Raw genomic sequence first — 26172 nt, forward strand, 5'->3', positions numbered from 1 at the left:
ACTGGTCGTTACATGCCGCATCCGGGATGCGGCGAGGTTATGCGTCTGCCTGCCTTCAGGATGCGGGCGTATCGGTCTTTTTCGCGGCGCGTTTGGAACGCGTCGCGGCGGCGATTTTACGGCTTTTATCCGACGGCTTGCGCGGTTTTTTCTCGCTTTTCGCGCCGTCTGCCGCACCGACCTTGCTTTTGCCGTTGCGGAAGGCGCTGTCCGGCTCGAAGTTCACCTTTTTGCCCTGGTCGCGACGGCGTTTGCCGCTGTGCTGGGCGGCGGGTTTCTTCGCCCGATCGCGCTCGGTTTTGCCTTCGCCACGCGGTTTGCGCGCGCTTGAAATCAGCGCGAAGTCAATTTTCCGCTCGTCCATATGCACCGCGTCCACGCGCACTTCAACCGTATCACCCAGGCGATAGGATTTGCCGCCGGACTCGCCAACCAGGCGCTGCCCGATGGCGTCAAAGCGGTAGTAGTCGTTGTCCAGCGTGGAAACATGCACCAGCCCGTCGATAAACAGATCGTTTAAGCGAACGAAGAAGCCGAAGCCGGTAACGCTGGAGATCACGCCGGTAAAGGTTTCGCCCACCTGATCCTGCATAAAGTCGCACTTCAGCCAGTCGGCTACGTCACGCGTCGCCTCGTCCGCACGGCGCTCGGTCATTGAACAGTGCTGACCAAACTGCAGCATCTGCTGCATTTCGTAGTGGTAGCCGCCGGTTGGCGTGGTGTTGCCCTGCAGCGTGTTGTTCTCTTTCGCCAGCAGATATTTGATAGCGCGATGCAGCAGCAGATCGGGATAACGACGGATCGGCGACGTAAAGTGCGCATAGGACGCCAGCGCCAGGCCGAAGTGGCCGCGGTTTTCCGGGTCGTATACCGCCTGCTTCATCGAGCGCAGCAGCATGGTTTGCAGCATTTCGGCATCGGGACGCGAAGAGATCTGCGTCAGCAGCTCGGCATAATCCAGCGGATGCGGCTTGTTGCCGCCGCCCAGCGTCAGGCCCAGCTCGTTCAGCACGGAGCGGAAGCTTTTGATATTTTCTTCGCTCGGACGATCGTGGTCGCGGAACAGCGCCGGCTCGTGGTTTTTTTCCACAAAGCGCGCCGAAGCGATGTTCGCCAGGATCATGCACTCTTCAATCAGCTTGTGGGCGTCGTTGCGCGCCACCTGCTCAACGCGCTCGATACGGCGATCGGCGTTGAAGATAAATTTGGCTTCGTCGGTTTCAAAGGAGATACCGCCGCGCTGCTCGCGCGCTTTTTCCAGCACCAGATACATGCGGTGCAGCTCTTCCAGATCCTTCACCAGCGGCTGGTACTGTTCGCGCAGCTCCTGATTGCCCTGCAGGATGCTCCAGACCTTGTTATAGGTCAGGCGCGCCCAGGAGTTCATGACCGCTTCGTAATGCTTGTAGCCGGTCAGCTTGCCGGTGGCGGAGATGGTCATTTCACAGACCATACAGAGGCGATCCACCTGCGGGTTCAGCGAGCAAAGCCCGTTGGACAGCACTTCCGGCAGCATTGGTACCACCTGCGACGGGAAATAGACCGAGGTGCCGCGGTTAACCGCTTCGTCATCCAGCGGCGTGCCGGGACGAACGTAATAGCTGACGTCGGCGATAGCTACCCATAAGCGCCAGCCGCCGCCGCGTTTTCTTTCGCAGAAGACGGCGTCATCAAAGTCGCGGGCGTCTTCGCCGTCAATGGTGACCAGCGGCAGATCGCGCAGGTCTACGCGGCCCGCTTTGGCTTCTTCCGGCACTTCTTCCTTCAGCTGGGCGATCTGGCGCTCCAGCGCTTCCGGCCAGACGTGAGGAATATCATGGGTACGCAGCGCCATTTCGACGGCCATGCCGGTACCCATATTGTCGCCGAGCACTTCCACCACTTTACCGATAGCCTTGCTGCGACGGGTAGGACGCTGCATCAGCTCCACCACCACCACATAGCCCATACGGGCGTTCATCAGCTCTTCCGGCGGGATCAGGATATCAAAGCTCAGGCGGCTGTCGTCCGGCACCACAAAGCCGACGCCGGCTTCGGTAAAGTAGCGGCCGACAATCTGGTTATTACGCGGCTCCAGCACGCGCACTACGCGCGCTTCACGGCGGCCTTTGCGATCGGCGCCCATTGCCTGGGCCAGGATCACATCGCCGTGCATACACATCTTCATCTGCTCGGCAGAGAGATAAAGATCGTCTTTGCTGCCCTCGGCACGCAAAAAGCCAAAGCCGTCGCGATGGCCGATAACCTTGCCGCGCAGCAGATCGAGACGCTCCGGCAGCGCATAGCACTGGCGACGAGTGAACACTAACTGTCCGTCGCGCTCCATCGCGCGCAGGCGGCGGCGCAGCGCTTCGGTTTGCTCTTCGCCAGAGATAGAAAGTTCATCCGCCAGCTCTTCACGGCTGGCGGGCTTTTCGCGTTTATCTAAATGGGAAAGGATAAATTCGCGGCTGGGAATGGGGTTCTCATATTTTTCAGCTTCCCGTTCCTTAAATGGATCTTTTGACATAGCGGTTCCTCCGTTGTCATCAGCTGCGGAAAGAGGGTTGCTCAATTCGCAGCAATTGGTAGAGCGGATGGTTGTCGGTAACCAAATCGGCCAGCGTGTAGCCGTCCAGCACGGCGAGAAAACACTGTACGGCCTCGTGCAGCGCCGTTTTCAGGCGGCAGGCCGGGGTGATGTGGCAAAAGTCACTGTGGCAGTTCACCAGCTGGAGCGGCTCCATATCGCGGACGACCTGGCCTATCACGATCTCGCTGGCCGGTTTACCCAACCGGATGCCGCCGTTTTTGCCCCGTACCGCAGCGACATAGCCTGCCCGACTCAGCTGATTGATAATCTTAACCATATGATTACGCGAGACGCCGTAAGCCCCGGTGACTTCCGTGATGCTGGTCATCCTGCCTGCGGGCAGCGCGGCCAGAAAAATCAGCGCGCGTAAACCATAATCAGTGAAACTTGTTAGCTGCACGGTTACCTCAACGGCACGGCGCTAAACGCGCCAGCAATCCGCTCAAAAATGAGTGTGTTGTCAATGATGATAAACCAGCCTTCGCATTCGAGGCCATTTTATTTCAGTAAGCGCTGATAAAGAGAGGGCGGGACGAGAGAGCGGGAGAGGAAATCAGGCCGGATATTGTCCGGCCTGGCTAACATCTTATGCGTCAAAAGGGTCACGCAGGATCATCGTCTCGCTACGGTCAGGACCGGTAGAGATGATGTCTACCGGCACGCCGGTCACTTCTTCAACGCGCTTGATATAGTTGCGCGCCGCCTGCGGCAGGCCTTCCAGCGTTTTCACGCCAAAGGTGGTTTCGCTCCAGCCCGGCAGGGTTTCATAAATCGGCTCAATGCCTTCCCAGCCTTCTGCTGCCAGCGGCGTGGTGGTCACTTCGCGGCCGTCCGGCATACGGTAAGCGACGCAGATTTTAACTTCTTTCAGGCCATCCAGCACGTCCAGCTTGGTCATGCAGAAACCAGACAGCGAGTTGATCTGCACCGCGCGACGCACGGCAACCGCATCCAGCCAGCCGGTACGACGACGACGGCCGGTAGTGGCGCCGAACTCGTTACCCTGCTTGCACAGGAATTCGCCGGTTTCGTCGAACAGCTCGGTCGGGAACGGGCCTGCGCCAACGCGGGTGGAATAGGCTTTTACGATGCCCAGCACGTAATCCACATAGCGTGGGCCCAGACCGGAACCTGTCGCTACGCCGCCCGCGGTGGTGTTAGAAGAAGTTACGTACGGATAGGTGCCGTGATCGATGTCCAGCAGCGTGCCCTGCGCGCCTTCAAACATGATCAGGTCACCGTTTTTACGCGCGCCGTCCAGCAGTTCGGAAACGTCCACCACCATGCCGGTCAGGATATCGGCAATGGCCATGATATCGTTCAGCACTTTGTCGTAGTCGACCGCTTCTTCTTTGTAGTAGTTCACCAGCTGGAAGTTATGGTACTCCATCACTTCTTTCAGCTTGGCCGCAAAGGTTTCTTTATTGAAAAGGTCGCCAACGCGCAGACCGCGACGGGCAACTTTGTCTTCATAGGCTGGGCCGATGCCGCGACCGGTGGTGCCGATCGCTTTGGCGCCGCGCGCTTTTTCACGCGCCACGTCCAGCGCGACGTGATATTCCAGGATCAGCGGACAGGCTTCGGAGATAAACAGGCGGTCGCGTACCGGAAAGCCGCGATCTTCCAGACCCTTCATCTCTTTCATCAGCGCGGCCGGTGAAAGCACCACACCGTTGCCGATGATGCTGGTTACGTTTTCACGCAGAATACCAGAGGGAATTAAATGGAGGACGGTTTTTTCACCGTTGATGACCAGCGTGTGGCCCGCGTTATGACCACCCTGATAGCGAACCACGTATTTCGCACGTTCGGTCAGCAGGTCAACAATCTTTCCTTTACCTTCGTCACCCCATTGGGTGCCCAGTACGACGACGTTCTTACCCATTTCTAAAATCACCGATTGCTTAAAAATGGATTCTACCACCGTAAAACACGTCTTTCAGCTCTTTTAGCACACGTTTGCGTACTTTTTTACCCGTCGCGCGGTCCGGTGCCGACGGGCGCTTTTTCGTACCGTTATCCGCCGCCGTGGACGCTGACGCTATACCAGATCACCAGGCCCGCGACCACCAGCCCGCCGCCGAAACGACGCAGTAATCGGTCGGGAACCTGCGCCATCGTGAGGATCAAACGCCGCCAGATACGCGGCAGCAGCATCGGGCCAATCCCTTCTAAAATCAGCACTAATGCCAGCGCTAACCAAACATTTGCATTCATAAATGACGATCCGGAAAAAAGAGCCGTAGTATGCCACGGCTTTTTACCGGTTTGGCCGGGAAAATGAAAGAAATCATGTTAAAGCGCTAAAACTGTATTCCCGCTTTCAGCCACCACGAGCTGGCGCTGCTGGCGTGCTCGCTGCGTTGCCCTGAACCGTTATAAAAGCGGGACGAAGGCGCAAACCAGGCGGCGCTGGCCTCTATTCGGATATGCGGCGACGCTCGCCAGCCCGCCACGATATCCAGCGCCGATCCCAGCTTTTTCATACTCAGACGATCGTATTTAGCCTGCAGCGCCGTACTGTTTTTGACCTGCTGGCCCAGGCGATCCTGACGGTAGTAATGGCCGATAACATCAAGCGAAAGACGGTCAGTGATATTCACACCCACGCCTGCGGTGAGGATATGGATATTGCTTAGTTCAGGATCGAGCGTGTCGCCATAGATTTTATATTTCGCCAGGCCGCCGAACCGGGCCTCGTTCCCCTGTAATCCAGTCTGTCGATAGCGCCTGGAAACGATATCGCCATCGCGGTCGCCGCTGCCCCAGGCGTAGCCCAGCGTCAGCCGGGGACGTAACGCTATCTGTTTAAAGGTCAGCGTGACGCCGCCGTCCAGCGCATAGCCCCGCAGCGCCTGCCGCGCTTTTTGCCCGCGTACCGCGCCGATATCCAGCCAATGGCTGACCGGTGCCTGCGGAGGCGACCAGGATCGCAGCCCCATGTTGAGCTGCCTGTCGCCTTCTGCGGCGCGATTATACTGCCAGAAGCTATAGCCGCCGACTCGCCACTGTGGGTTGATCCCGTAACGAGAAAACAGCATCAGCAGCGTGGTCTTATCGCCGCGCGTGTGGCTATCCAGCAGGTTTCGCTGCCAGTAATTGACGCGTCCCACGCCTACTGCCGTTTTTAGCGCATCGCCAAAGCGCGCATGGACGCCATCCACGTTTTCATCAACCAGCCATTCCCGCTCGTCGCGCAGCAGCCAGCGCCCCAGCCGCAGTTCGGTTTCCGGCAGCAGCAGGTTATCAACACGCAGCCAGAGCTGGTTGAAGTTCAGCGTATCGGTGGTATTGCCGCCGCTTCCCGTCTGGCGCTTTCGTTTCTGGATCAGCTCCAGCTCGCTGAAAAAAGAGACCGGCTCGTCTTTAAATCCCCGCACGTTCAGCCGCAGCGTCGGCTCGGTTTCTGTTTGATTGCTGCGATCTTCGCCATATCTGAGCTTGCTGTTCTGCAGCGTTTTCGCCTCGTAAATCGCCCGCCAGTGAAAGCTGACCGGCTCTGCCTGCGCCTCGACCGGGTAAAAATGCGGCAATACTATAAGCACAAGCACGCCGCGCCGGATCATCAGCATCCTCTCCGTGCAGCCGCGTGCTTTAGCCGCGCCTCGCAAAGCGCCAGCAGACTGGCCGTTGTGTGGTGACGTTCAGGAAAGAGCAGGCTGATGGCGATATGGCGCGCCAGCGCCAGCGTGGTAAAAATGCTGATATTAGCGATATCCGCTGCGGCCGATCGCGCCAGCCAGGCCGCCAGAAAAGCATCTTCATGCACGGCCAGCGCTTTGTCGTCGCCGTAGTCCCGCAGCGCCTGCTCGCGCAGATGAGCGATATAGTTGCCTGCATCCAGCGATGGCGGCCCCAGGGCGGCAAGATCGAAATCCAGTACGGCAAGCTGCCCTGGCCGTGCGTCCGTCAGCAGCAGCTGGGCGGGATAGAAATCACGATGGAGAAAAAGGCCGGGCGTGGGGCTTAGCGCCAGCGCCAGCTGCTCACAGGCGCGGCTGACGTCGGCTATCCTGGCGGCCCATGCAGGGCGCGTCGTCGCGGCTTGTTTCAGCCGCTGCCGCAGCGTTTCCAGCTCGTCTTTTACCGACCAGCGCTTACCCGCAACGGCCCGCTGCGCGGCGCGGCTGTGCTGTAGCCGGGCCAGCGCCGTGCCGACCAGCTCGCCCGTTGCCGCCAGCTGTTTATTATCCGGCGACAGCGCTTCGGTGACGCGCTCACCGGCGATATGCTGCTGGAGCCAGAGATTTTGCGCTTCGAGCACGGCCAGAGGCTCAGGCACGATAATATCGCTGTCACCGCTAAAACCGTTGCGCCACAGCGCCTGCTGGACAAGAAAACCATGCGGCTCGAACCCTTTATAACGGTATTTGCCAATAATGCTCAGTTCGTCCGGCGCTGACGTCCAGCGCCAGGCCAGCACTGCGCGACGACCGGGCTTGTGGGTAACGAGCGTAGCCTCCTCCAGCATGGCGGCGGCAGGCAATCCCAACGCCTGACGCAGCAGCGGCGCTATGCGCGGCTTGCTCAGCAGCCCGGACAGCGCCGCTGACGGATCGGCGGGCGGCTCGCGCTGCGCCATCAGCTCTTCGGCCCGCTGCAACAGTTCGGCGATATGCTGCGGCCAGCCCGCCGTGCGCTTGCGAAACGGTTCAGCGGCCAGCTGCAACAGCGCCAGCGCCGTATAATCAGCCAGCAGCGGCGGCAGATGGCCGCGCTGCTGACGATATCCCTCATGTAGCGCGGCGACAATCCGCCTGGCCTGGTTTGGCGTCAGCGTTTTCTCAATGACCTGCAGTTCCAGCCTGGCCTGAAAAGCGGCCAGATCGACGGCGGGATGACCGGCTGTGGCTCTGTCCCAGTCAATCAACCGCAGCTGGCTCTCCACGGTGCGTTTGACCACCTGATCGACAGTGAAATCGCCGTGGATAACCACGCGCCGGAACAGGCGACCCGTCAGTTTTTTTGCCAATCCGGTTAACAGTGAGATAAATTTTTCTTGCTGGATGGGCGCCACAACCTTCAGCGTGTTCAGCACCTGCCATGCGTCCCTGATGCCGTCCGGCAGCGGCGCGTCTGGCAGCGATATTTTCAGGCTGTGCAGCCTGGCCAGTTTGCCTCCCAGCAGGAAAACATCCTGCTCCGTCAGGTTGCCGGCCTGCTCCACGCACAGCGTTTCCCCCTCAATCCAGCGGGCGATCAGCAATCGTTGCTCGGGCAGCGCCGCCAGCAGTTCAATTTCGCCGGTGGCGTGCCCCAGCCGGTTGCCTGTCAGCATTGCCTGATAACGTTCATCGCTGGCAAAACGCAGCGTGGCCCAGGGCCGACCGTTGCAGCGCAGCAGCGCCAGCAGCCTGCGTTCCGGCTTATAGCGCAGGATGTTCAGCTCAAGACGCGCCCCGACGGCAATGTCAGGCAGCCAGCTGCGCAGCTGCGCGTCCCGCTCACGCGAGCCATTCAGCAAAGCGAGACCGGGAAGCGCGCGATCGTGCTGTGGATAGCTCAGGATGATCCCCAGCTCGGGAATAGCCAGCGGGGCAAAAGGATCGCCGTTGTTAATGAGCTTTTGCCGTCTGGGATGCCGCCAGGAAACCTCGAAGCGCGTCAGCGTCAGCGCCTTGGCGGCCAGCCAGCGCCGCTCTCCGTCAGCGAACTGGAGGATCAGCGTTGCGACGCAGCTGGTGGCGGGTTTATAACGGATATAGTCGATTTTAAGCGAGCGCAGCCCGGCAAACGGCGGTAAAGCACGTATTTTTGCCGTCAGCAGATCTTCATCAAATAGCGCCGCCAGCCCCGGCAGGTCGCCGTCTTTCCCGATCGGTTCATGTTTATCCCGTAGCATAGGATACGTCCCTGTTGTTGCTTTGCTGTAGTGCCCACAGACAGGCGTAGCGCCCGCGCCTTTCCAACAGCAGCTCGTGCGTGCCCTGCTCAACGATTTCGCCCTCTTCCATTACGAGGATCCGCTGGGCTCGCGCGGCAAAGGAAAGGTTATGCGTTACGATAATCGTAGTGCGGCCAGCCATCAGCCGGGTCAGCGCGCCGGTCAACCGATGCTTGCTTTCGCAGTCCAGGCCCGTATCCGGCTCGTCCAGCAGCAGCACCGGGCTTTGCCTGACGGCGGCGCGTGCAATCGCGATACGCTGGCGCTGGCCGCCGGACAGCGAGTGTCCCCTTTCGCTGAGCACGGTGTCGTACCCCTGCGGCAGCCGCATAATAAACTCGTGCGCGCCTGCCAGCCTGGCGGCGGCGTAAACCTGTTCATCCGTCACGGCTTTCAGCGCCGCCATGGCAATATTTTCCCGAACGCTCAGGCCGAACAACAGGCTGTCCTGAGGCACATAGCTGATATTTTGCCGCACGCTTTTAATCGTACAGTGCCGAATATCCCGCCCGTCGAGCAGAATACGGCCCGCCTGCGGATCGTACAGCCGCAGCAGCAGGCTAAGCAGCGTGGATTTCCCCGTGCCGGAAGATCCGACAATAGCCAGCGACTCGCCGACGCCCAGGGAAAAGCTGATATGCCGCAGCGTGCCGTGCTGTTGCGAGGCCGAATAGCTAAAGCCGACGTCTTCGCAGCAGATTTCGCCGCGAACGCTGACCGTCTGCGCGTCCGGCCGATCGACAATTACCGGCCGGACATCCATCAGGCTGGTGACGCGCTCGCCTGCGGCCAGCGCTTTGGACAGGCGTCCGGCATATTTAGCGTACTCGCGCACAGGCCGAAATGAGTTTTTAAGGTAGGAGACAAAAATCAGCAAATCGCCGGGCGACATCTGGCTTTTCAATACTTCGCTTGCGCCATAATAGAGGACCGCTGCCGTGGCGAAAGCGATGATCAGATCGGCTTTCCGTTCCAGGCCCGCCAGCAGGCGACGGGACTGTACGTTTTGCCGCAGGCTTTTTACGTCGTCAACCGCGAAACGGCCGGCGGCGACGGGCTCCAGCGACAGCGCCTGCACCACGCCTATCGCACCGAGAAATTCAGCGGCGCTGGCAGCCAGCGCCCCTTCCCGCTTGCGCTGATCGCGGCTGACCTTATGCACCTTCACGCTGGTGCGACGAATGCTGAACAGCAGCAGCGGCATCAACAACAGCGACAGCAGCGTCAGTTTCCAGTTGATATAGAGCATCATGCCGAACATGCCGGTCAGGATCAGGATATTCGCCAGCATGGGCACCATCGCCGTAATCATCGCCTCGCGCAGCATGCCGATATCGTTGATCAGCCGCGTGGTGAGATCGCCGCTCTTCGCCTGATGATGAAAGCTTAACGACAGGCTTTGCAAATGACTGAACAGCGCCTGACGAAGCATGCTGATGATGCGATTGCCCGCCATCGCCAGGCCGACGGTGCTCAGGTAGCTCAGGCCGGCTTTGACGGCGGCAATCAGGATGACGCTGCCGGCGCAAAGCAACAGCAGACCCGCCGCGCTAAAATGGCCAACCAGCGTATTCAGCCTGCCCGTAACCGGCGCGCCAGGCTGCGCCAGCACCTCGTCGATAATAAAGGCCAGCGGCCACGGCTCCAGCAGGCGCATGCCCGTCGCCAGCAGCAGGAAAAGGAACGAACGCACGATTAAGCCGCGCTGCTGGCGAAGCCAGGGAGCGAAACGGGCAGCAATGGGCAGCCAGGGCAGAGACATTAGCTTGCGCTCCCGACAGGCATTTGCGCCAACCGCAGCGTCTCGCTGACTATTTTATCCCAGCTGTGATGCTCCGTGACGAAGCGTCGGGCGGCTACCCCCAGGCGCTGGCGCAGCAAAGGCTGGTCCACCAGCTGCCGAAGCAAAACGCAAAGCGCCGTGGCATCGCCCGGCTCTACCAGCATGCCCGTGACGCCGTGGTCAATCACTTCGGCAAGATGGCCGACCCGCGTTGCCACAACCGGCAGCTGCGCGGCCATATACTCATAGATTTTCAGCGGCGAAAAGTAGAAGTCCGCCAGCTGCGGATAGGGCGCGACGGCAATGTCTATCCTGTTCAGCCAGTCCGGCACCGTCGCCGGGCTAACGGCACCGGCGAAAGCGACGCCGGAAATCGCTCTCGCCTGCACCGTTTTTTGCAGTTTCTGCCGCTGTGGCCCATCGCCAACAATCAATAGCCAGACGTCAGGACGCTGCAGCTGGAGCAGTACAAAAGCATCCAGCAGCGTTTCTACGTCGTGCCAGGCCTTAAGCGTGCCGACAAAGCCGATGGTTATCGCTCCCCAGCTGGTTTCCGGCTGTGGCGGCGCGATGGGAGGCCGAAAGCGCAACGGATCGACACCGTTAGCAATAATGTGGATGCGTTCAGCAGAACCGGTAAAGTCAGTCAGCCACTTTTTTACGCCGGGCGAAACGGCAATAACCACCGTCGCGCTGGCAAGCAGCTTTTTCAACACCGCCACGGCCTTCTTTTCTGCCACCAGCTCGCGGTAGCGTTTTTGTTCCTCAATCAGCGGCGCGTTGACTTCCAGCACCGTGCGCCAGCCCTGTCGGTGCGCATACGCCAGTCCGGCGAAGCTCCACAGGGAATAGCGTTCATAGACCAAATCAAACGGGCCTTCCGCCTGGAGCGCCTGCTCCAGCTGAGAATTAACGGCCAGCGCCGTTTCAACCCGCGTCAGCGCATTGTCCACCGCTGGCGGATCGAAGGGATCGAGCGAAACAAGTTTGATCCCTTGTAGATCGTCGGGCGGCGTGGCAATGCGACGAGCAAAAAGCACGATCTTCGCGCCCTGTCGGAGAAGCGCGCGCAGCACTTCCTGAATATGGACGGATGCACCCTTACAGCCAAAAACGGGGATCCCGCTATCTGCACAGATGAAAGCAACTCGCATAAATGAAAATCCTTTTTTCATACGCAGAATTTATTTCTGCTGTGGAGTAAATATCTTTTGCATTTCCATGATGTTACGGTCGATGTCGTAGTCGCGAACAATCATCCTGCGCGCCTGCCTTGCCAGCTTTTCACGCATATCCTGCCCGCTCAGCAGCATCACTATCGCATCGGCCAGCCCGATGGCATCATCAGGGTCGACGCACAGCCCGGTTTGACCATCAATGACCAGCTCCGGGATCCCTGCCACGCGTGTGGAAATCACCGGTGTACCCAACGCCATCGCTTCAACCAAAATGGTTGGCAGACCGTCGCGATCGCCGTCCTCGCTAATGGTGCAGGGCGCAACCACCATGGCGCTCTCCTGCATCGCTGCCGCCACCTGCTGGCGCGGTAACAGACCGGTAAAAGTCACCTGTGCCTGTAGCTCGCAGGCCGCGACAGCCGCCTCAAGCGCCGCCCGTTCCGGGCCGTCGCCAATCAGCGTGCAGTGGAACGGAATGGCTCTGGCCTGCAGCTGCGCCAGGGCGGCAAGCAGCGTCCGAAACCCTTTTTTAGGCACCAGCCGCCCCACCGCCAGAATAGCGGCCTGCCGCCTGAGCGGGGAAAGCCAGGGAAACTGGCGCAGATCCAGACCGTTATAAAGCCGGCTGACTTTCTGCCGATCGCCGCCGTAACGCTCGCATAGCCAGGCAAGATTGTAATCGGACACGGTTATCACATGGCTGGCGTCCTCTATTTTGCGGGCCAGCCGGATATCCGTGTCATAGCGGTAATAGATGTCTTTTGCATGGGCGGTAAAAGACCAGCTTATGTTGCTGAACTTTGCACCAAGCCGCGCCACGGTAGCGGCCTGGGTGGCAAAATGCGCATGCAGATGCCGCAGTGCGTGCTGTCTGACGGCCAGCGCGAGCGCTATGCCCTGCGCCAGCTCGTGCACGTCGTGATCCCGCTCCTCTGCCAGCCGGGTGGCAAAATCAGGCAGCACCTCCAGTGCCTCTTTTACCAGGCTCCAGAAAAGTTCGGTGTTACGCTGCTTATTCGCCAGGCGAATAACCGGCGCTTTCACCGTGCCGATATCGGGCTGAAAATGCGTTTCCATCACCGGCCCGAGCGCAAAAATCGTCAGGCTGAGGCCCGTACGCTCATGCGCCAGGATTTCACTGACGACAAATGTTTCTGAGAAACGTGGGTAGCGTTTCAGCACGTAGCCCACGCGCAGCGGTTCAGACGCCATCAGACATACTCCCCGATACGCCTGCCGTTGAGTATTTGCCGGACGCTGACGGCTACCTTTTCCAGACCGTCAAAATTAAGCTTTTCACGCGGATTAACAAAATGGCGCGGCTGCTTCAGCCAGTCGCCCAGCCGTTCCTGGGTCAGATGAGCCGGATGCAGCGCGTCAATCAACCCCAGCGCGGCAAGTTTCGTCGCTCTGATCCACTGTTCCTGGCGGGGAGCGATGCGCGGCACAATCAGCGCCGTTTTATTAAAAGCCAGGATTTCCGTCAGGGTGTTATATCCGCCCATCGCAATAACGCGGCTGGCGTAGCGCAGCAGTTTTAGCGGTTCCGCCACGAATTCCACCACGGTTTTTTCAGGAAACCCTGCGGCCAGTTTTTTTAGCCGTAGCCGCTGCGGCTCGGGCATCATCGTTCCGGTCACTAATACGCCGCGCATCCCGTTGGGCAATACGGTGCTGACGAAGCTTTCCGCCAGGCGAAAGCCATCCTGCCCGCCGCCCACGACGCACAGCGCATAAGGCCGGGCGACAGGCGCAGCCTCATCATCACCAAAGCTTTGAATGCGGCGCGTCGCGTCCAGATAGCCGGTAAAAATCATCTTATTTTTGGTCGCGGCGTCAAAGTGATATTCGCGAGCCAAATCGTAAAGCGCCCTGTCGCCGTAAACCCAAATCGATGAATAAAATTTCCTGAGCGCCGCACTGTTTTCTTGCTTATGCCACTGTTTTTTCACCGCTTCGGGGTCGTCAATAATATCGCGCAGGCCTAATATCAGATGCGTTTTTTTAGCGGCCAGCAGCGGCAGACTGAGATCCAGCTCGCGCATGGCGCCGCGCGGCACGTTATCCACAATCATAATATCCGGCGAGAAAGCGTTGATAGCCGCGTAAATAATTTGCGAGCGGAGCCTGACCAGCGGCTGAACCTTTTTGCCCAACGCGCGGGGGCGATACTTTCCCTCTACGGTCTTCTGCCAGGAAGGCAGGATAAGGCTGTCTGCGCCGGGCGGCAGCATAAAGGCACCGGCTGCACGCACGCCTGAAATAAGCAATATCTCAGCATCAGGGCAGGCTGCTGTTATTGACTGACTGAGCAACATATTTCGGCGTATATGGCCGAATCCCATTGTATCATGTGAATAAAAGACACAGCGGGGATTTCTGGAAGGATCCATTTCCATTCATCCTGTTATTAACGCTATTTTAAGATGGCCGCCCGGTTATTTCACCCGTAAAACTCCCGGCTTATTTAAAAGCGGCAAACGCTTATCATGGTTAAATATTTGCAGCCATTAATCATTTAATAAAATAAGCGTAAAAAAAGGCTACACAAAGCGCGGCAGGCCGTCAACGGCAAGGGGGAAAAAGCGGAATAATCACATTTTTGCGAGAATATTAATTAATAATTAATTAACAAATGCATTACGCTTGCGGCGAGAAATAAAAAAGCCGGGGAGGATCCCCGGCCTGAGTGTGAAGATGCTTAGCGAGTCGCTTTGGAAGGCGACTGCATAAAGCGGAAGAAGTCGCTGTCCGGGCTCAGTACCATTACGTCCTGATTGCTGTTGAAGCTGCTGTCGTAGGCGCGCAGGCTGCGGATAAAGGCATAAAAATCCGGATCCTGACTGAAGGCGTCGGCAAAGAGTTTCGCCGCTTCGGCATCCCCTTCACCGCGCGTCATCAGCGCGGTACGCTGCGCTTCGGCCAGGGTGCGCGTGACCTCATAGTCAGCGCCCGCACGCAGTTTCTCTGCCTCTTCCTGACCCTGTGAACGCTGGCTACGAGCAACCGCTTCACGCTCGGCGCGCATACGATTGTAGATAGCGTCAGACACCTCGGTCGGCAGGTTGATCTGCTTGATACGCACGTCAACGACCTGAATGCCCAATGCCGCCATACTGTTCGGATTCACCGCTGGCTCTTTGCTGCTGGTTTCGCGCTCTACGCGCGCCGCAGCGGAAGCGATAGCATCATCGGCCGCTGGCGTGGCGATCTCGTCATCCTGGCCTGCGCTGCCGGTGTTCAGGGCGTCACGCACGTCGGTAGTCAACCGTCCACGCGAGTCGGTAACGATATCTTTAACGTCCAGACGACCAATCTCAGAACGCAGACGGTCGCTGAATTTACGTTTCAGCAGCACTTCCGCCTGCGAAACGTCGCCGCCGCCGGTAGCCAGATAGTAGCGGCTGAAATCGCTGATGCGCCATTTGATATAGGAATCCACGATCAGATCTTTCTTCTCTTTGGTGACGAAGCGATCGGCCTGGTTATCCATCGTCTGCAGGCGCGCGTCCAGCGACTTCACGGATTCCAGGAAAGGGATCTTGAAGTGCAGGCCCGGCGCATAGACCAGCGGTTTATTTTCATCGTCGCGCAGTACTTTGCCAAAGCGCATAACGATGCCGCGCTGGCCTTCCTGCACCACAAACAGCGATGCGTAAAGCACCACCAGCACCACAATTAATACCACGATTAATGGCTTACGCATCCTTAATCTCTCCCTTCGCGCTGGGTGTCGTTACGCTGAGCATTAACCCGACGCTGATCCATAATGCTGTCCGGGCTGAACGACGAGCCGTTGCTGGCGCGTTCATTGCTGCCCGAGGCTGCCGGCAGATGGAGCAGGCTGTTATTGTTCTGCCCCGCTGACGCTGGGGCGCTCTGGCCGCGCATCAGCTGATCCAGCGGCAGCACCATCAGGTTGTTGCCCTTATCGTTAACCAGCACCTTACGGGTGTGGCTCAGTACGCGCTCCATGGTTTCAATATAGAGACGCTCGCGGGTAATCTCCGGCGCGGCTTTATATTCCGGCAGCAGCTTGGCGAAGCGTGCCACTTCACCCTGCGCTTCCAGCACGGTACGCGTTTTATAAGCGCGTGCTTCTTCCAGAATACGCTGAGCCTGGCCGTTGGCGCGCGGCTGGACTTCGTTGGCGTAGGCTTCCGCTTCACGAACGTACTGCTCGCGGTTTTCACGCGCGGCAATGGCATCGTCAAAGGCGGCTTTCACCTCTTCCGGCGGACGAGCGGCCTGGAAGTTGACGTCCAGCAGCGTAATGCCCATATCGTAAGGGCGGATCGTCTCTTCCAGCTCGCGCTGGGTATCGCTACGCACGACGGTACGACCTTCTGTCAAAATGCGATCCATCGTTGAGCGGCCGATTACGCCGCGCAGCGCGCTGTCCGTCGCCTGGCGCAGGCTGTCGTCCGCGCTGGTTACGGCAAAAAGATAGCGTTCCGGGTTGGTCACGCGGTACTGCACGTTCATTTCCACGCGCACCACGTTCTCGTCCGAAGTCAGCATCGTTCCTGATGCAGCCAGTTCGCGTACCGCCTCAACGTTGACGGCACGAACCTGATCGATAAAGGTCGGCTTCCAGTTCAGGCCCGGCTCTACCAGATGGCTGAACTTGCCAAAACGTGTTACCACGCCGCGCTCCGCCTCTTTAATGGTATAGAAACCGCTGCCTGCCCAAATCACTACCGCAGCAACGGCAACGATGCCGATCAGGCGACCGCCGCGTCCCGGCGCCTGCTGGCCGCCGTCGTTTTTACCACCGCCGAAACCGCCAAGCTTTTTGCTTAACTTGCGGAAAATATCATCCAAATCAGGAGGCCCTTTATCGCGCCCTCCTTTGTTTCCCCCGGGGTTGCCGCCTTGATTATTGCTGCTCCCCCACGGGTCGCGGTCCTGTCCGTTATTCCCGGGCTGATTCCACGCCATGTTTCTGCTCCATTTATTGTGTATGCGGTGTTATCCCAGAGCCGGGATACGCGAGTCGGGCGTCAAACAATGTAATCCACCAGCTCCGGTTCCTGTTTACACAGGCGGCGCCAGTCAACGATGGGCATGCGTATCTGTAACCCTACGCTGCCGTCATCTTCATTCCACTCTTTTTCTATCGCCTGCAGCTGATAAAAGCGGCTGCGCAGCCGCCCCGCTTCCGGCGGCAGGCGTAAATCGTATTGGGCTATTTCGCCTGCCAGCCGCTCGGTCAGCGCCTGAAACAGCAGCGGAATGCCTTCGCCCGTTTGCGCGGAAACCCAGACGCGAACCGGCAGGTTTTCATCATTGCGATCGATCCTGGGGATAAAATCTTCCAGCGCATCAATCTTATTCATCACCTGTAGCGTCGGAATGTCGTTTGCTTCGATCTCTTCCAGCACTTCTTCTACAGCTTCAATATTCTCATCCACGCGCAGATCGGCGGCGTCGATAACGTGCAGCAGCAGCGTGGCCTGCCGTGTTTCCTGCAGCGTCGCTTTAAAAGCGGCGACCAGATCGTGCGGCAGGTGACGGATAAAGCCAACGGTATCCGCCAGCACCACTTCGCCTACGTCCGCCACGTCCAGACGACGCAGCGTGGGATCCAGGGTCGCAAACAGCTGGTTGGCGACATAGACCTCGGCAGAAGTAATGCGGTTAAAAAGGGTGGATTTTCCGGCGTTGGTATAGCCGACCAGCGAGAGCGTAGGCACATCGGCCTTGTTGCGCGCCTGACGTCCCTGATCGCGCTGCTTCTCTACTTTCTCAAGCCGGGAAAGGATAAGCGTGATGCGGTTGCGCAACAGACGACGGTCGGTTTCCAGCTGTGTTTCACCCGGGCCACGCAGGCCGATACCGCCTTTCTGGCGTTCCAGGTGGGTCCAGCCGCGTACCAGACGCGTGGCGAGATGGCGTAGCTGAGCCAGCTCGACCTGAAGTTTACCTTCGTGGGTACGCGCACGCTGCGCGAAGATATCCAGGATCAGGCCGGTGCGGTCGATTACGCGGCACTGGCACAACGCTTCAAGGTTGCGCTCCTGAGCCGGACTAAGGGCGTGATCGAAGAGCACGACAGAAGCGCCGCTGGCTTTAACCGCCTCGGCTATTTCTGTGGCTTTACCTTCACCAACAAAATATTTTGGATGTGGCGCCTTGCGGCTTCCGGTAATTACGCGTAGTGCTTCGACACCAGCGGAAGAGACAAGAGTTTCGAACTCCTGTAAATCTTCCATATCTCTGTCTTGGGAGAAATAGATGTGTACCAGTACGGCCTGCTCACCGGCATCATAACGGTCAAACAAACTTAAAACCTCTCAGAACCTTGTTGAACCTGCTTTACGATGGCCATACTGCCTGGGATCAGAGGCAAAATGCACATTTGCGCTAACTAGCGACGCCCGTTCGCCTTTTCCTGAGAAGAGGCGCGAGTCAGGGACATTGCCAGGACGGGCGAGCCGGCCCGTCCTGAAAGAAGAGCGATTACTCTGCGTCGTCACTTTCCTGCTGGGGCTGCGATGATGCTCCCTGATTACTGCCACCGTGATGATAGTTGCTGCTTCCGCCACCCGCGTTGTTGCTATGATGGGAGACCGGACGGGACGGAACAACGGTAGAAATGGCATGTTTATAAACCATCTGGCTAACCGTGTTTTTCAGTAAAATTACAAATTGGTCAAATGATTCAATCTGACCCTGCAGTTTAATACCATTCACCAAATAAATCGAAACCGGAACACGTTCGCGACGCAGTGCGTTCAAGAACGGATCTTGCAATGATTGCCCCTTAGCCATTCTATCTTTTCCTTATATGCTTGTTGTTTACTACTTAAGAGCTTGCGCTCTGAAATACTGCGTAAAAATTTGCGCACGATAACGCACCAATTGTACACAATCACCCAGCCTTCGCACTAAGAACCTGTAATACCTCTGCCAGCGCCGCCTCAGGTTGTTCGCTATCCAGCCAGTGAACATCCTTCCAGCCGCGCAGCCAGGTTATCTGGCGCTTGGCTAATTGCCGTGTTGCGCAAATTCCCCGATAAACCATTTCATCGTAATCGATCTCGCCCTGCAAAAATGACCACATCTGGCGATAACCCACACAACGAATGGAAGGCATGTCCGTATGCAAATCACCTCGTGCAAAAAGTGCCCGAGCCTCCGCTTCAAATCCTGACGCTAACATTTGCTGAAAACGCAGCGCGATACGCTGATGGATGGTTTCCCGCTCACGAGGAGCGATGGCAAACTGCACCACCTCGTACGGCAACGCTTCACCTGCGGTTTTCGTCAGTTCTGTTAAAGTTTTACCTGAAATAAAAAAAACTTCCAGTGCTCGCGAGAGTCTCTGGGGATCATTCGGATGAATACGATTTCCAGCAATGGGATCTATTTCACATAACTGACGGTGAAGCGCTTCCCATCCCTCTTCACTCGCCCTTTGCTCTATACGCTGGCGTACTTCAGGATCGGCCGGGGGCAACGGCGATAATCCTTCCAGCAGCGCCTTGTAGTAGAGCATGGTACCACCAACAAGCAGCGGGATACGCCCGCTTCGGGTAATCTCTGCCATTTCCGCCAGCGCATCGCGGCGGAACTCCGCCGCCGAGTACGTTTCAGCGGGATCGCGAATATCCAGTAAACGATGGGGCGCCAGCCGCAGCTCCTCTGCCGAGGGCTTGGCGGTGCCGATATCCATACCGCGATAAATCAGGGCGGAATCGACGCTAATCAGCTCAACCGGCAGCTGCTGGCGCAAGGCTATCGCCAGCGCCGTCTTGCCGGAGGCCGTAGGCCCCATCAAAAATATAGCCTTAGGCCGGCCAGCCGTAGATAAGTCACTCATGCTTCAGGGCATTCATCGCCAGTTCAGTATCAACATACTGTAGTAGTCCGGATGGCGGCGATTTAATCAGCTGCGGGCAAAGTCTTTCGACCTCTGCCAGCAGCGCAATCGCCTGCGAGTGATTCCAGTGCGGACGCTCGGTCACAGCGTGCCGCGCTAACCATTGCGCCACCTGCCTGACCGCAATTTCCGGCTGTTGAGCAAGGTAGCCTAACAGTTCTGGAATCAAGATTTGTAAATTTTGTTGGCGCAATGGTAAAGGTACGGCGCGCAGCGTGATGTGCTGCCCGTCCGCTTCCAGCTCTATGCCCATTTGCTGCAATAACGACGCTAAACGACTGGCAGCTTCGCGCTCCGGCTTCGCCATTTTTATCCTGACCGGGATCAGCAGCGGCTGCGGTTTTAACCCTTCTTCGCCAGGCTCCAGCTGCGCCTGCTTCAGCCAGCGCTCCGCCACCGGCAGCGAAATCAGAGCCAGGCGCTCGCGAGATTCCACCAGCGCAAAGTCGTTATGCAGCACGGTCAGCACGCGGCCAAAGCTTTCGCTGTGACCGCTGAGCGTTGGCTCGGGTTCAGGCTGCGCGCGTGCGCTTTTTGGCTCAACCGGACGCGACGACGCCTCGCGCGCGGCGGGCAATTCAGGCGTTTGCAGCAGCTGGCGATAGAGCGCGCCCTCTTTTTTCTGGTAGCCCGGCTCCTGATGTTGCCAGCCTGCCGCGGCTTTCCCGCCGCTGTTGCCTCCGCCGTTACTTCCGCCGTGGCCGCCAGCATTACCTTCACCATTACTTCCGCCGTTGCCGCCGCCATTACCTCCACCGTTACTGCCAGCGTTTCTGGCCGGTGCAGGCGCGGAAAAATGGTTGCCGCCCGCCGCCTGTCGGTTCTCTGGCTGCCAGCGCTCGGTCGGCGCTTGAGCCGTCACGCCCGGCAGCGTCTCCGCACCGGCTTCCTGCAGCACGCTGATCACGCCCTGATAGATAAAGTCATGCACCAGCCGCGACTGATGGAAACGCACTTCATGCTTGGCAGGATGCACGTTGACATCTACCTGATGCGGATCGATGGTCAGGTAAAGCACATAGGCAGGCTGATGGTCGCCCAGCTTATCCTGATAGGCCTGGCGGATAGCATGATTGATCAGGCGATCGCGCATCATGCGGCCGTTAACATAGCAATATTGCAGATCGGTAACGGCGCGAGCGCCGATCGGATCTGCGACCCAACCCTGTAGCATGAGATCGCCGTGCTGCCATTCGATAGCCAGCGCATGGCTGAGAAAAGCAGTTCCGCAGATTGCGCCCAGGCGGCGTTCACGCTGCTTGCTGTCGCTGACGGCGCGATACTGGCGGATAAGCTTGCCGTTATGGGTCAGCGAAAACGCCACGTCGAACCTTGCCAGCGCAATACGCCGGATCACCTCGTCGATATGGGTGAATTCGGTTTTCTCCGTGCGCATAAATTTCCGGCGGGCGGGCGTATTATAGAAGAGGTCCAGCACTTCAAGCGTGGTGCCGACCGGATGCGCCGCAGGCTTGATGGTCACGTCCATCTCTCGCCCTTCCGCGTAGGCCTGCCAGGCTTCCGCCTGTTCAGCCGTACGCGAGGTCAGCGTCAGGCGCGAAACGGAACTGATACTGGCCAGCGCTTCGCCCCGAAAGCCGAGGCTCATAATGGCTTCCAGATCGTCAAGCGTGGTGATTTTACTGGTGGCGTGGCGGGCCAGCGCCATCGCCAGCTCGGCTTTGCTGATGCCGCAGCCGTTATCGCGGATGCGGATCAGTTTGGCGCCGCCTTTATCGATCTCGATATCTATTCTTGTCGCGCCAGCGTCCAGGCTGTTTTCGACCAGTTCTTTCACCACCGACGCCGGACGCTCTACCACTTCACCTGCGGCAATCTGGTTGGCAAGCTGTGGCGGCAGTACCTGAATCGGCATAAAAGATCCTTGTTTACGAGGTTGGAATAGTTAACGTCTGCCCCAGCATAACATTTTGCGATTTCATATTATTCGCCTGCTGTATCGCTTTCGGGCTGACGCCATAGTGTGCGGCAATGGCGGTCAGCGAGTCACCGCGCACCACTTTATGCCGCTGCGGCCGGCTGGCGCTCACGCTCTGCGCGCCGGAAGCCGGCACTTTCAGCCGCTGGCCGACCCAAACGACATCCTTCTTCAACGTATTCATCGAACGCAGCATCGCCATGCTGACGCCGTAGTGGTCGGCAATCCCGGAAAGCGTCTCGCCTCTTTTCACCACGTGGCGCGTTACCGCACCGGCATAGCGCGTGCTGACCGGGGCGGGATTAGGCTGAACATCAACCGCCGTTGCGGACTGCAACGGTCGGTTTTCCTCCTTTGGGATGGATTGCAGCGGGTGCGCCAGGAAGTAGTTGCGCAGGCCTTTATAAATCGACTCGGCAATCTTCTGCTGGTAAGCGCTACTGCCGAGCAGTCGCTCCTCCGAAGGGTTACTGATAAAGCCGGTTTCCACCAGCAGCGAAGGGATATCCGGCGAGCGTAATACCCCCAGGCTGGCGTGTTCCGGGCGTCGTTTGTGCAGCGAGCCAACGCGCTGTAGCTGGGCGATAACCTTAACCGCTACGTCATAGCCAACGCGCTGCGAGTGGCCGAACTGCAAATCGAGCACCGCCTGGCTGAGATAGGGATCGGCCTGGCTGTTAGCCAATAGATCGCCCGCGCCGCCCAGCAGCTCCGACTGTTTCTCGTGCTGCTCCAGCCATCCCGCCATTTCGCTGTTGGCGCGGCGGTTAGAGAGTACCCAGACGGACGCGCCGGACGCGCTACGGTTCGGCGCGGCATCGGCATGGACAGACACCAGCAGATTAGCGTTCTGCTTGCGCGCCACGTCCGAGCGGCCCATCACGGAGATAAAATAGTCGCCGTCGCGGGTCATCACGCCTTTAAACATAGGATCGGCATTCAGCAACGCTTTTAATTTGCGCGCTATGGCGATAGTCACATTTTTCTCTTTCAGCCCGTTCGCGCCGATAGCACCCGGATCCTGGCCGCCGTGTCCGGCATCTATCGCCACGATAATAGCTTCGTCAACGGCACGCACCGTTCTGCCCGGCACCGCGACTTCGTTGCCGTTGCTGACCGCCGTAACGGCGTTGCCCTTAAACGGATTGTCTGCCGGAACGGGCCGCGAAACGCTGCTGACGGCGGCAGATCGCTGTGCCGGACGCGTGCCGTTGATGGTGAAAACCACGTTATAGGTGCTGCCGTTACGCTGGGTCACGGCGCGCGTTTTTCCCGGCTGCGTCAGCTCGAACACCAGCCGGATGCTCTGTTTATCCTTTGGCGTGCTGGCGCGAATACGCTTCACCATATTATCGCCGCTGAACGTCAACGGCAGGCCTTTGATCACGCCGCTCTGGCGAATATCCAGCACCACGCGTTCCGGATTGTGCAGCGGAAAGAAGCCATACACCGGTTGACCGCCGAAGCTCAGCGTGATCGAGGCCCTGTCGTTGCCGTTTGAAACCTGTATATCCGATAAATTAGCGGCCAGAGTGGAAAACGTACTCAGTAAAGCAGCCAGCAGCAGTCCCAGCTTGATCATTGTCCGTCTTTCTCCATGCGGGCCAGGATCGCCTCGCCCTCTGCCGAGCAGGCCTCAAGCTCTGCCTGACGGGCTTCGCCCTGATAACTGAGACGCAGTTCAATATCCGGCGGCGGAAGAAAGCCCGCGCCCTGCTGCGGCCATTCGACCAGGCAAAGGCTGTCGCCGCCGAAATAGTCGCGGATCCCCATGAATTCCAGCTCTTCAGGGTCGGCCAGCCGGTAGAGGTCGAAATGATAAATGCGACGATCCGGCAGAACGTAAGGCTCTACCAGCGTATAGGTCGGGCTTTTCACGTTGCCCTGGTGGCCCAGCGCCTGTAAGAAACCGCGACTGAACGTGGTTTTCCCCGCGCCCAAATCGCCATACAAATAGAGTGTTGCCGCGCTGTGACAGGCGCGGGCCAGGCTGGCTCCCAGTGCGAGAGTGGCAGCCTCGTCGGACAATGCGATAGCGGTCTTCATTCTTTTCTGTTCAGGATCTCTGGGTTAACAAACAGGTACAGCTCGGAAAACAGATCGGTCGCCAGCATCCCGCGCGTGCCCAGACGTTGCGATACGGCTTCCGCCGCGGCGCCGTGGGCCACGCAGCCCGCGCAGGCCGCCTCATACAGCGAGAGCTTCTGGCCTGACAAACTGCCGATAATGCCGGAAAGCACGTCGCCCATGCCGCCGGTCGCCATACCGGCGTTACCGACATCGGCAATCGCCATCTCGCCCGCTTCGCTGGCAATCAGCGTGCCGGCCCCTTTCAGGACCACCACGCCGCCGTAGCGTTTAGCCAGGCTGCGAGCGGCAAGTAAGCGGTCACTCTCTATTTCGCTGGTTTTTACATTAAGCAGACGGGCCGCTTCGCCCGGATGCGGCGTAATGACTCGATTTTGACGTTTATCGCCAGCGATTGCCAGCAGGTTAAGCGCGTCAGCATCCCAAAGCATCGGTTTAGACGATTTTTTTACTTTTTCCAGGGCATCTTTACCCCAGTCACGCTGCCCCAGCCCCGGGCCAATCACAATGACGTCGGCCCATTCCAGCGCCTCATCAAGCGCCCGATCGCTTAGCGTCTGTACCATTAGCTCGGGCCGCGCCGTTAACAGCGGTGAGACATTATCTTTGTGAGTAAGTACTCGCACTAAGCCTGCTCCGGCGCGCAACGCGGCTTCGCCCGTCATCCGGATGGCGCCAGCCGTTCCCTGATCGCCACCGATTATCACCAGCTTGCCATGGTCGCCCTTATGAGAAGTGGGCTTACGCGGCGGCAGCCAGCGCGTCAGCACGGAAGCATCGTAGCGCGCCATCGGTGCAGTTTGCCCTGCCAGCCAGGCATCCAGCCCAAGGGCATGGAAATGTAGCTGACCGACGCAATCCCGTGCTTTACCGGTCAGCAGACCCGGCTTAAGCGCGATAAACGTTAGCGTATGGGCGGCGTTAATAACTGCGCCGGGAGTGGTCCCGTTAGCAGCCACTAACCCGGAGGGTATATCTACGGCAAATACCGGCGCGCTGGCCGCATTCGCTTTCTCAATCAGCCGGGCGTATTGGTCGCCAGGGGCGCGGTTCAGCCCGGTGCCCAGTAGCGCATCGATAATAATATCGCTTTGTTCAGGCCAGGGCGTGTCCGCCGCATGGATTTCCCCGCCTGCCGCCAGCCACGCGTCGCGCGCCTGTGTCGCTTCTTCCGGCAGCGCCTTCGATCCTTCGCAGGCAATGACCGTCACCTCCTTCCCTGCCGATAGCGCCAGGCGAGCCGCAATAAAACCGTCGCCGCCGTTATTGCCGTGGCCGCACAGGATCAGCCAGCGTTTCTTCTCCGGGTACAGGGCCTGAACGTGGCGGAATGTCGCTTCGCCCGCCCGCTGCATCAGCTCAAACAGCGTGATCCCCAATGCGTCCGCGCCCTCGCGCTCAAGTTGCGCAATCGCCTCTACAGGCCAGACAGAATAGGGTAAACTGGTCGGGTTATTTAGCTGGTTCAGGTTAGTCATGTCGCATCCTCTCGATCTTTCTCAATTCGCCCTGGAAATTAAACAGTGGGGGCTGGAACTCGGCTTTCAGCAGGTCGGTATCTGCGATACCGATCTTAGTCTGGAAGAGCCGCGCCTGCAGGCCTGGTTAGACAAGCAATATCATGGCGAAATGGACTGGATGGCGCGTCACGGTATGATGCGCGCCCGCCCTCATGAGCTACAGCCCGGCACGCTGCGGGTTATCAGCGTGCGCATGAATTATCTGCCCGCTAAGGCGGCGTTCGCCAGCACCCTAAAAAATCCGCAGCTTGGCTACGTTAGCCGCTATGCGCTGGGACGTGATTACCACAAAGTATTGCGCAATCGCCTGAAAAAGCTCGGCGATCGTATCCGTGAGCGCTGCGAAGAGGCTGAGTTTCGGCCTTTTGTCGACTCGGCCCCGGTGCTGGAAAGACCGCTGGCGGCCAAAGCGGGGCTGGGCTGGACGGGCAAGCATTCTCTGATCCTGAACCGGGAAGCCGGCTCGTGGTTTTTTCTTGGCGAACTGCTGATCAACCTGCCTTTACCGGTCGATTCACCGCAGCAGGAGCAGTGCGGCCGCTGCGTCGCCTGCCTGACCACCTGCCCGACCGGCGCGATAGTCGAGCCTTACGTCGTGGATGCCAGGCGCTGTATCTCCTATCTGACCATTGAACTGGAAGGCGCCATTCCGGAAGAGTTCCGGCCGCTTATCGGCAATCGCATTTACGGTTGTGACGACTGTCAGCTAATCTGCCCCTGGAATCGCTACGGTCAGCTAACGGATGAGGATGATTTCAGCCCGCGCGCCGTGCTTCATGCGCCGCCCTTAACCGACCTGTTTGCCTGGGACGAGGCGACCTTTTTACGCGTGACGGAAGGATCGGCGATCAGACGTATCGGTCATCTTCGCTGGTTGCGCAACGTCGCGGTAGCGCTGGGCAATGCGCCCTGGTCAGAGGAAAACGTGGCGGCCTTACAAAACCGTCAGGGAGAAAATCCGATGCTGGACGAGCATATTACCTGGGCGCTGACCCGTCAGCTGGCAAGGCGAGCGGAAAACGCGATTGAGGTGCAGAGCGGCCAGCAAAAGCGGCTGGTGCGCGTCATAGAAAAAGGATTGCCGCGCGACGCATAAATAACCACGTAGGCTGCCTGCGTCGTTAAGCCACTTTTCCACACGCTGTGCATAAAAATAAAAAGCCGTTGTCATTCAACTGCCACAGAAAGCGCAAGCGATCTCTATAACATTTTGAAATATTAATTTTTCTTTATAAATCAAAAAGATAAAAAATGCGCGTAACGTCTTTTATTCCTGAATAGCAGGCAGGGGTAGATCGCAACCTGTGGATAACTCTGTTGAAG

Annotated in this window: 20 protein-coding genes; 1 reads left to right on the forward strand and 19 read right to left on the reverse strand. The window is 58.5% G+C overall.

Features of this window, described 5'->3' with window-relative positions; translation table 11 throughout:
• Window positions 1-55: 55 nt before the first annotated feature.
• The 19 genes from rnr to nnr all read right to left on the reverse strand — a co-directional run bounded on the left by rnr (window position 56) and on the right by nnr (window position 24807).
• Window positions 56-2509 (reverse strand): ribonuclease R, encoded by a 2454-nt coding sequence (rnr, locus tag QZH36_RS11905; RefSeq protein ID WP_301730302.1) that lies wholly within the window; start codon window positions 2507-2509, stop codon window positions 56-58.
• A gap of 19 nt (window positions 2510-2528) precedes the next feature.
• Window positions 2529-2972: a nitric oxide-sensing transcriptional repressor NsrR gene (gene nsrR, locus QZH36_RS11910; protein ID WP_253455868.1), complete on the reverse strand. Its 444-nt coding sequence runs from the start codon at window positions 2970-2972 to the stop codon at window positions 2529-2531.
• Window positions 2973-3158: 186 nt separating this feature from the next.
• Window positions 3159-4457, reverse strand: a complete 1299-nt coding sequence (locus QZH36_RS11915) for an adenylosuccinate synthase (RefSeq protein WP_253455869.1) — start codon at window positions 4455-4457, stop codon at window positions 3159-3161.
• 131 nt (window positions 4458-4588) lie between these two features.
• On the reverse strand, window positions 4589-4789 hold the full coding sequence (locus QZH36_RS11920) for a DUF2065 domain-containing protein (protein ID WP_125290314.1): 201 nt from the start codon (window positions 4787-4789) through the stop codon (window positions 4589-4591).
• 86 nt (window positions 4790-4875) lie between these two features.
• Complete coding sequence (locus QZH36_RS11925) at window positions 4876-6117, reverse strand: alginate export family protein (RefSeq protein WP_301730303.1); 1242 nt, start codon at window positions 6115-6117, stop codon at window positions 4876-4878.
• Window positions 6118-6137: 20 nt separating this feature from the next.
• A complete protein-coding gene (locus tag QZH36_RS11930; RefSeq protein ID WP_301730304.1) occupies window positions 6138-8414 on the reverse strand; it encodes a phosphotransferase in 2277 nt (758 codons plus the stop codon).
• The gene (locus QZH36_RS11935; RefSeq protein ID WP_301730305.1) at window positions 8401-10218 is read right to left on the reverse strand and encodes an ABC transporter ATP-binding protein; all 1818 of its coding nucleotides are present in this window, start codon (window positions 10216-10218) and stop codon (window positions 8401-8403) included. The genes QZH36_RS11930 and QZH36_RS11935 overlap by 14 nt, the downstream gene beginning before the upstream one ends.
• Complete coding sequence (locus QZH36_RS11940) at window positions 10218-11393, reverse strand: glycosyltransferase family 4 protein (protein WP_301252893.1); 1176 nt, start codon at window positions 11391-11393, stop codon at window positions 10218-10220. Before QZH36_RS11940 ends, QZH36_RS11935 begins: the two co-directional genes overlap by 1 nt.
• A gap of 30 nt (window positions 11394-11423) precedes the next feature.
• Window positions 11424-12629: a glycosyltransferase family 4 protein gene (locus tag QZH36_RS11945; protein WP_301730306.1), complete on the reverse strand. Its 1206-nt coding sequence runs from the start codon at window positions 12627-12629 to the stop codon at window positions 11424-11426.
• A complete protein-coding gene (locus QZH36_RS11950) occupies window positions 12629-13651 on the reverse strand; it encodes a glycosyltransferase family protein (RefSeq protein ID WP_301730307.1) in 1023 nt (340 codons plus the stop codon). Before QZH36_RS11950 ends, QZH36_RS11945 begins: the two co-directional genes overlap by 1 nt.
• A gap of 467 nt (window positions 13652-14118) precedes the next feature.
• Window positions 14119-15123, reverse strand: coding sequence for a protease modulator HflC (gene hflC / locus QZH36_RS11955; protein WP_253455887.1), 1005 nt, complete (start codon window positions 15121-15123; stop codon window positions 14119-14121).
• 2 nt (window positions 15124-15125) lie between these two features.
• Window positions 15126-16358, reverse strand: coding sequence for an FtsH protease activity modulator HflK (hflK, locus tag QZH36_RS11960; protein WP_125290307.1), 1233 nt, complete (start codon window positions 16356-16358; stop codon window positions 15126-15128).
• 62 nt (window positions 16359-16420) lie between these two features.
• On the reverse strand, window positions 16421-17701 hold the full coding sequence (gene hflX, locus QZH36_RS11965) for a ribosome rescue GTPase HflX (RefSeq protein WP_253455889.1): 1281 nt from the start codon (window positions 17699-17701) through the stop codon (window positions 16421-16423).
• A 178-nt stretch (window positions 17702-17879) separates the two neighbouring features.
• Window positions 17880-18191, reverse strand: a complete 312-nt coding sequence (gene hfq / locus QZH36_RS11970; RefSeq protein ID WP_246760812.1) for an RNA chaperone Hfq — start codon at window positions 18189-18191, stop codon at window positions 17880-17882.
• A gap of 100 nt (window positions 18192-18291) precedes the next feature.
• On the reverse strand, window positions 18292-19242 hold the full coding sequence (gene miaA, locus QZH36_RS11975) for a tRNA (adenosine(37)-N6)-dimethylallyltransferase MiaA (RefSeq protein WP_301730308.1): 951 nt from the start codon (window positions 19240-19242) through the stop codon (window positions 18292-18294).
• Complete coding sequence (mutL, locus tag QZH36_RS11980; RefSeq protein WP_301730309.1) at window positions 19235-21178, reverse strand: DNA mismatch repair endonuclease MutL; 1944 nt, start codon at window positions 21176-21178, stop codon at window positions 19235-19237. Before mutL ends, miaA begins: the two co-directional genes overlap by 8 nt.
• Window positions 21179-21191: 13 nt before the next feature.
• On the reverse strand, window positions 21192-22823 hold the full coding sequence (amiB, locus tag QZH36_RS11985; RefSeq protein ID WP_253455896.1) for an N-acetylmuramoyl-L-alanine amidase AmiB: 1632 nt from the start codon (window positions 22821-22823) through the stop codon (window positions 21192-21194).
• Window positions 22820-23287 (reverse strand): tRNA (adenosine(37)-N6)-threonylcarbamoyltransferase complex ATPase subunit type 1 TsaE, encoded by a 468-nt coding sequence (gene tsaE, locus QZH36_RS11990; protein ID WP_253455898.1) that lies wholly within the window; start codon window positions 23285-23287, stop codon window positions 22820-22822. Before tsaE ends, amiB begins: the two co-directional genes overlap by 4 nt.
• Window positions 23284-24807, reverse strand: a complete 1524-nt coding sequence (gene nnr / locus QZH36_RS11995) for a bifunctional ADP-dependent NAD(P)H-hydrate dehydratase/NAD(P)H-hydrate epimerase (RefSeq protein WP_301252883.1) — start codon at window positions 24805-24807, stop codon at window positions 23284-23286. The genes tsaE and nnr overlap by 4 nt, the downstream gene beginning before the upstream one ends.
• Here nnr and queG point away from each other — a divergent pair.
• Window positions 24806-25945 (forward strand): tRNA epoxyqueuosine(34) reductase QueG, encoded by a 1140-nt coding sequence (gene queG, locus QZH36_RS12000; protein ID WP_301730310.1) that lies wholly within the window; start codon window positions 24806-24808, stop codon window positions 25943-25945. The two genes, nnr and queG, sit on opposite strands and share 2 nt — an antisense overlap.
• Window positions 25946-26172: the final 227 nt, after the last annotated feature.

This window comes from Erwinia wuhanensis, assembly GCF_030484085.1.
Lineage (GTDB): Bacteria > Pseudomonadota > Gammaproteobacteria > Enterobacterales > Enterobacteriaceae > Erwinia > Erwinia aeris.

Bases quoted from the DNA above. Each gene is read 5' to 3' on its own strand.
- queG (WP_301730310.1), top strand. From the start codon at position 24,806: ATGTCGCATCCTCTCGATCTTTCTCAATTCGCCCTGGAAATTAAACAG.
- miaA (WP_301730308.1), bottom strand. From the start codon at position 19,242: ATGAGTGACTTATCTACGGCTGGCCGGCCTAAGGCTATATTTTTGATG.
- QZH36_RS11930 (WP_301730304.1), bottom strand. From the start codon at position 8,414: ATGCTACGGGATAAACATGAACCGATCGGGAAAGACGGCGACCTGCCG.
- QZH36_RS11935 (WP_301730305.1), bottom strand. From the start codon at position 10,218: ATGTCTCTGCCCTGGCTGCCCATTGCTGCCCGTTTCGCTCCCTGGCTT.
- nnr (WP_301252883.1), bottom strand. From the start codon at position 24,807: ATGACTAACCTGAACCAGCTAAATAACCCGACCAGTTTACCCTATTCT.
- QZH36_RS11950 (WP_301730307.1), bottom strand. From the start codon at position 13,651: ATGCTGCCGCCCGGCGCAGACAGCCTTATCCTGCCTTCCTGGCAGAAG.
- mutL (WP_301730309.1), bottom strand. From the start codon at position 21,178: ATGCCGATTCAGGTACTGCCGCCACAGCTTGCCAACCAGATTGCCGCA.
- hfq (WP_246760812.1), bottom strand. From the start codon at position 18,191: ATGGCTAAGGGGCAATCATTGCAAGATCCGTTCTTGAACGCACTGCGT.
- QZH36_RS11920 (WP_125290314.1), bottom strand. From the start codon at position 4,789: ATGAATGCAAATGTTTGGTTAGCGCTGGCATTAGTGCTGATTTTAGAA.
- hflK (WP_125290307.1), bottom strand. From the start codon at position 16,358: ATGGCGTGGAATCAGCCCGGGAATAACGGACAGGACCGCGACCCGTGG.
- tsaE (WP_253455898.1), bottom strand. From the start codon at position 23,287: ATGAAGACCGCTATCGCATTGTCCGACGAGGCTGCCACTCTCGCACTG.
- QZH36_RS11915 (WP_253455869.1), bottom strand. From the start codon at position 4,457: ATGGGTAAGAACGTCGTCGTACTGGGCACCCAATGGGGTGACGAAGGT.
- QZH36_RS11940 (WP_301252893.1), bottom strand. From the start codon at position 11,393: ATGCGAGTTGCTTTCATCTGTGCAGATAGCGGGATCCCCGTTTTTGGC.
- hflC (WP_253455887.1), bottom strand. From the start codon at position 15,123: ATGCGTAAGCCATTAATCGTGGTATTAATTGTGGTGCTGGTGGTGCTT.
- amiB (WP_253455896.1), bottom strand. From the start codon at position 22,823: ATGATCAAGCTGGGACTGCTGCTGGCTGCTTTACTGAGTACGTTTTCC.
- QZH36_RS11945 (WP_301730306.1), bottom strand. From the start codon at position 12,629: ATGGCGTCTGAACCGCTGCGCGTGGGCTACGTGCTGAAACGCTACCCA.
- rnr (WP_301730302.1), bottom strand. From the start codon at position 2,509: ATGTCAAAAGATCCATTTAAGGAACGGGAAGCTGAAAAATATGAGAAC.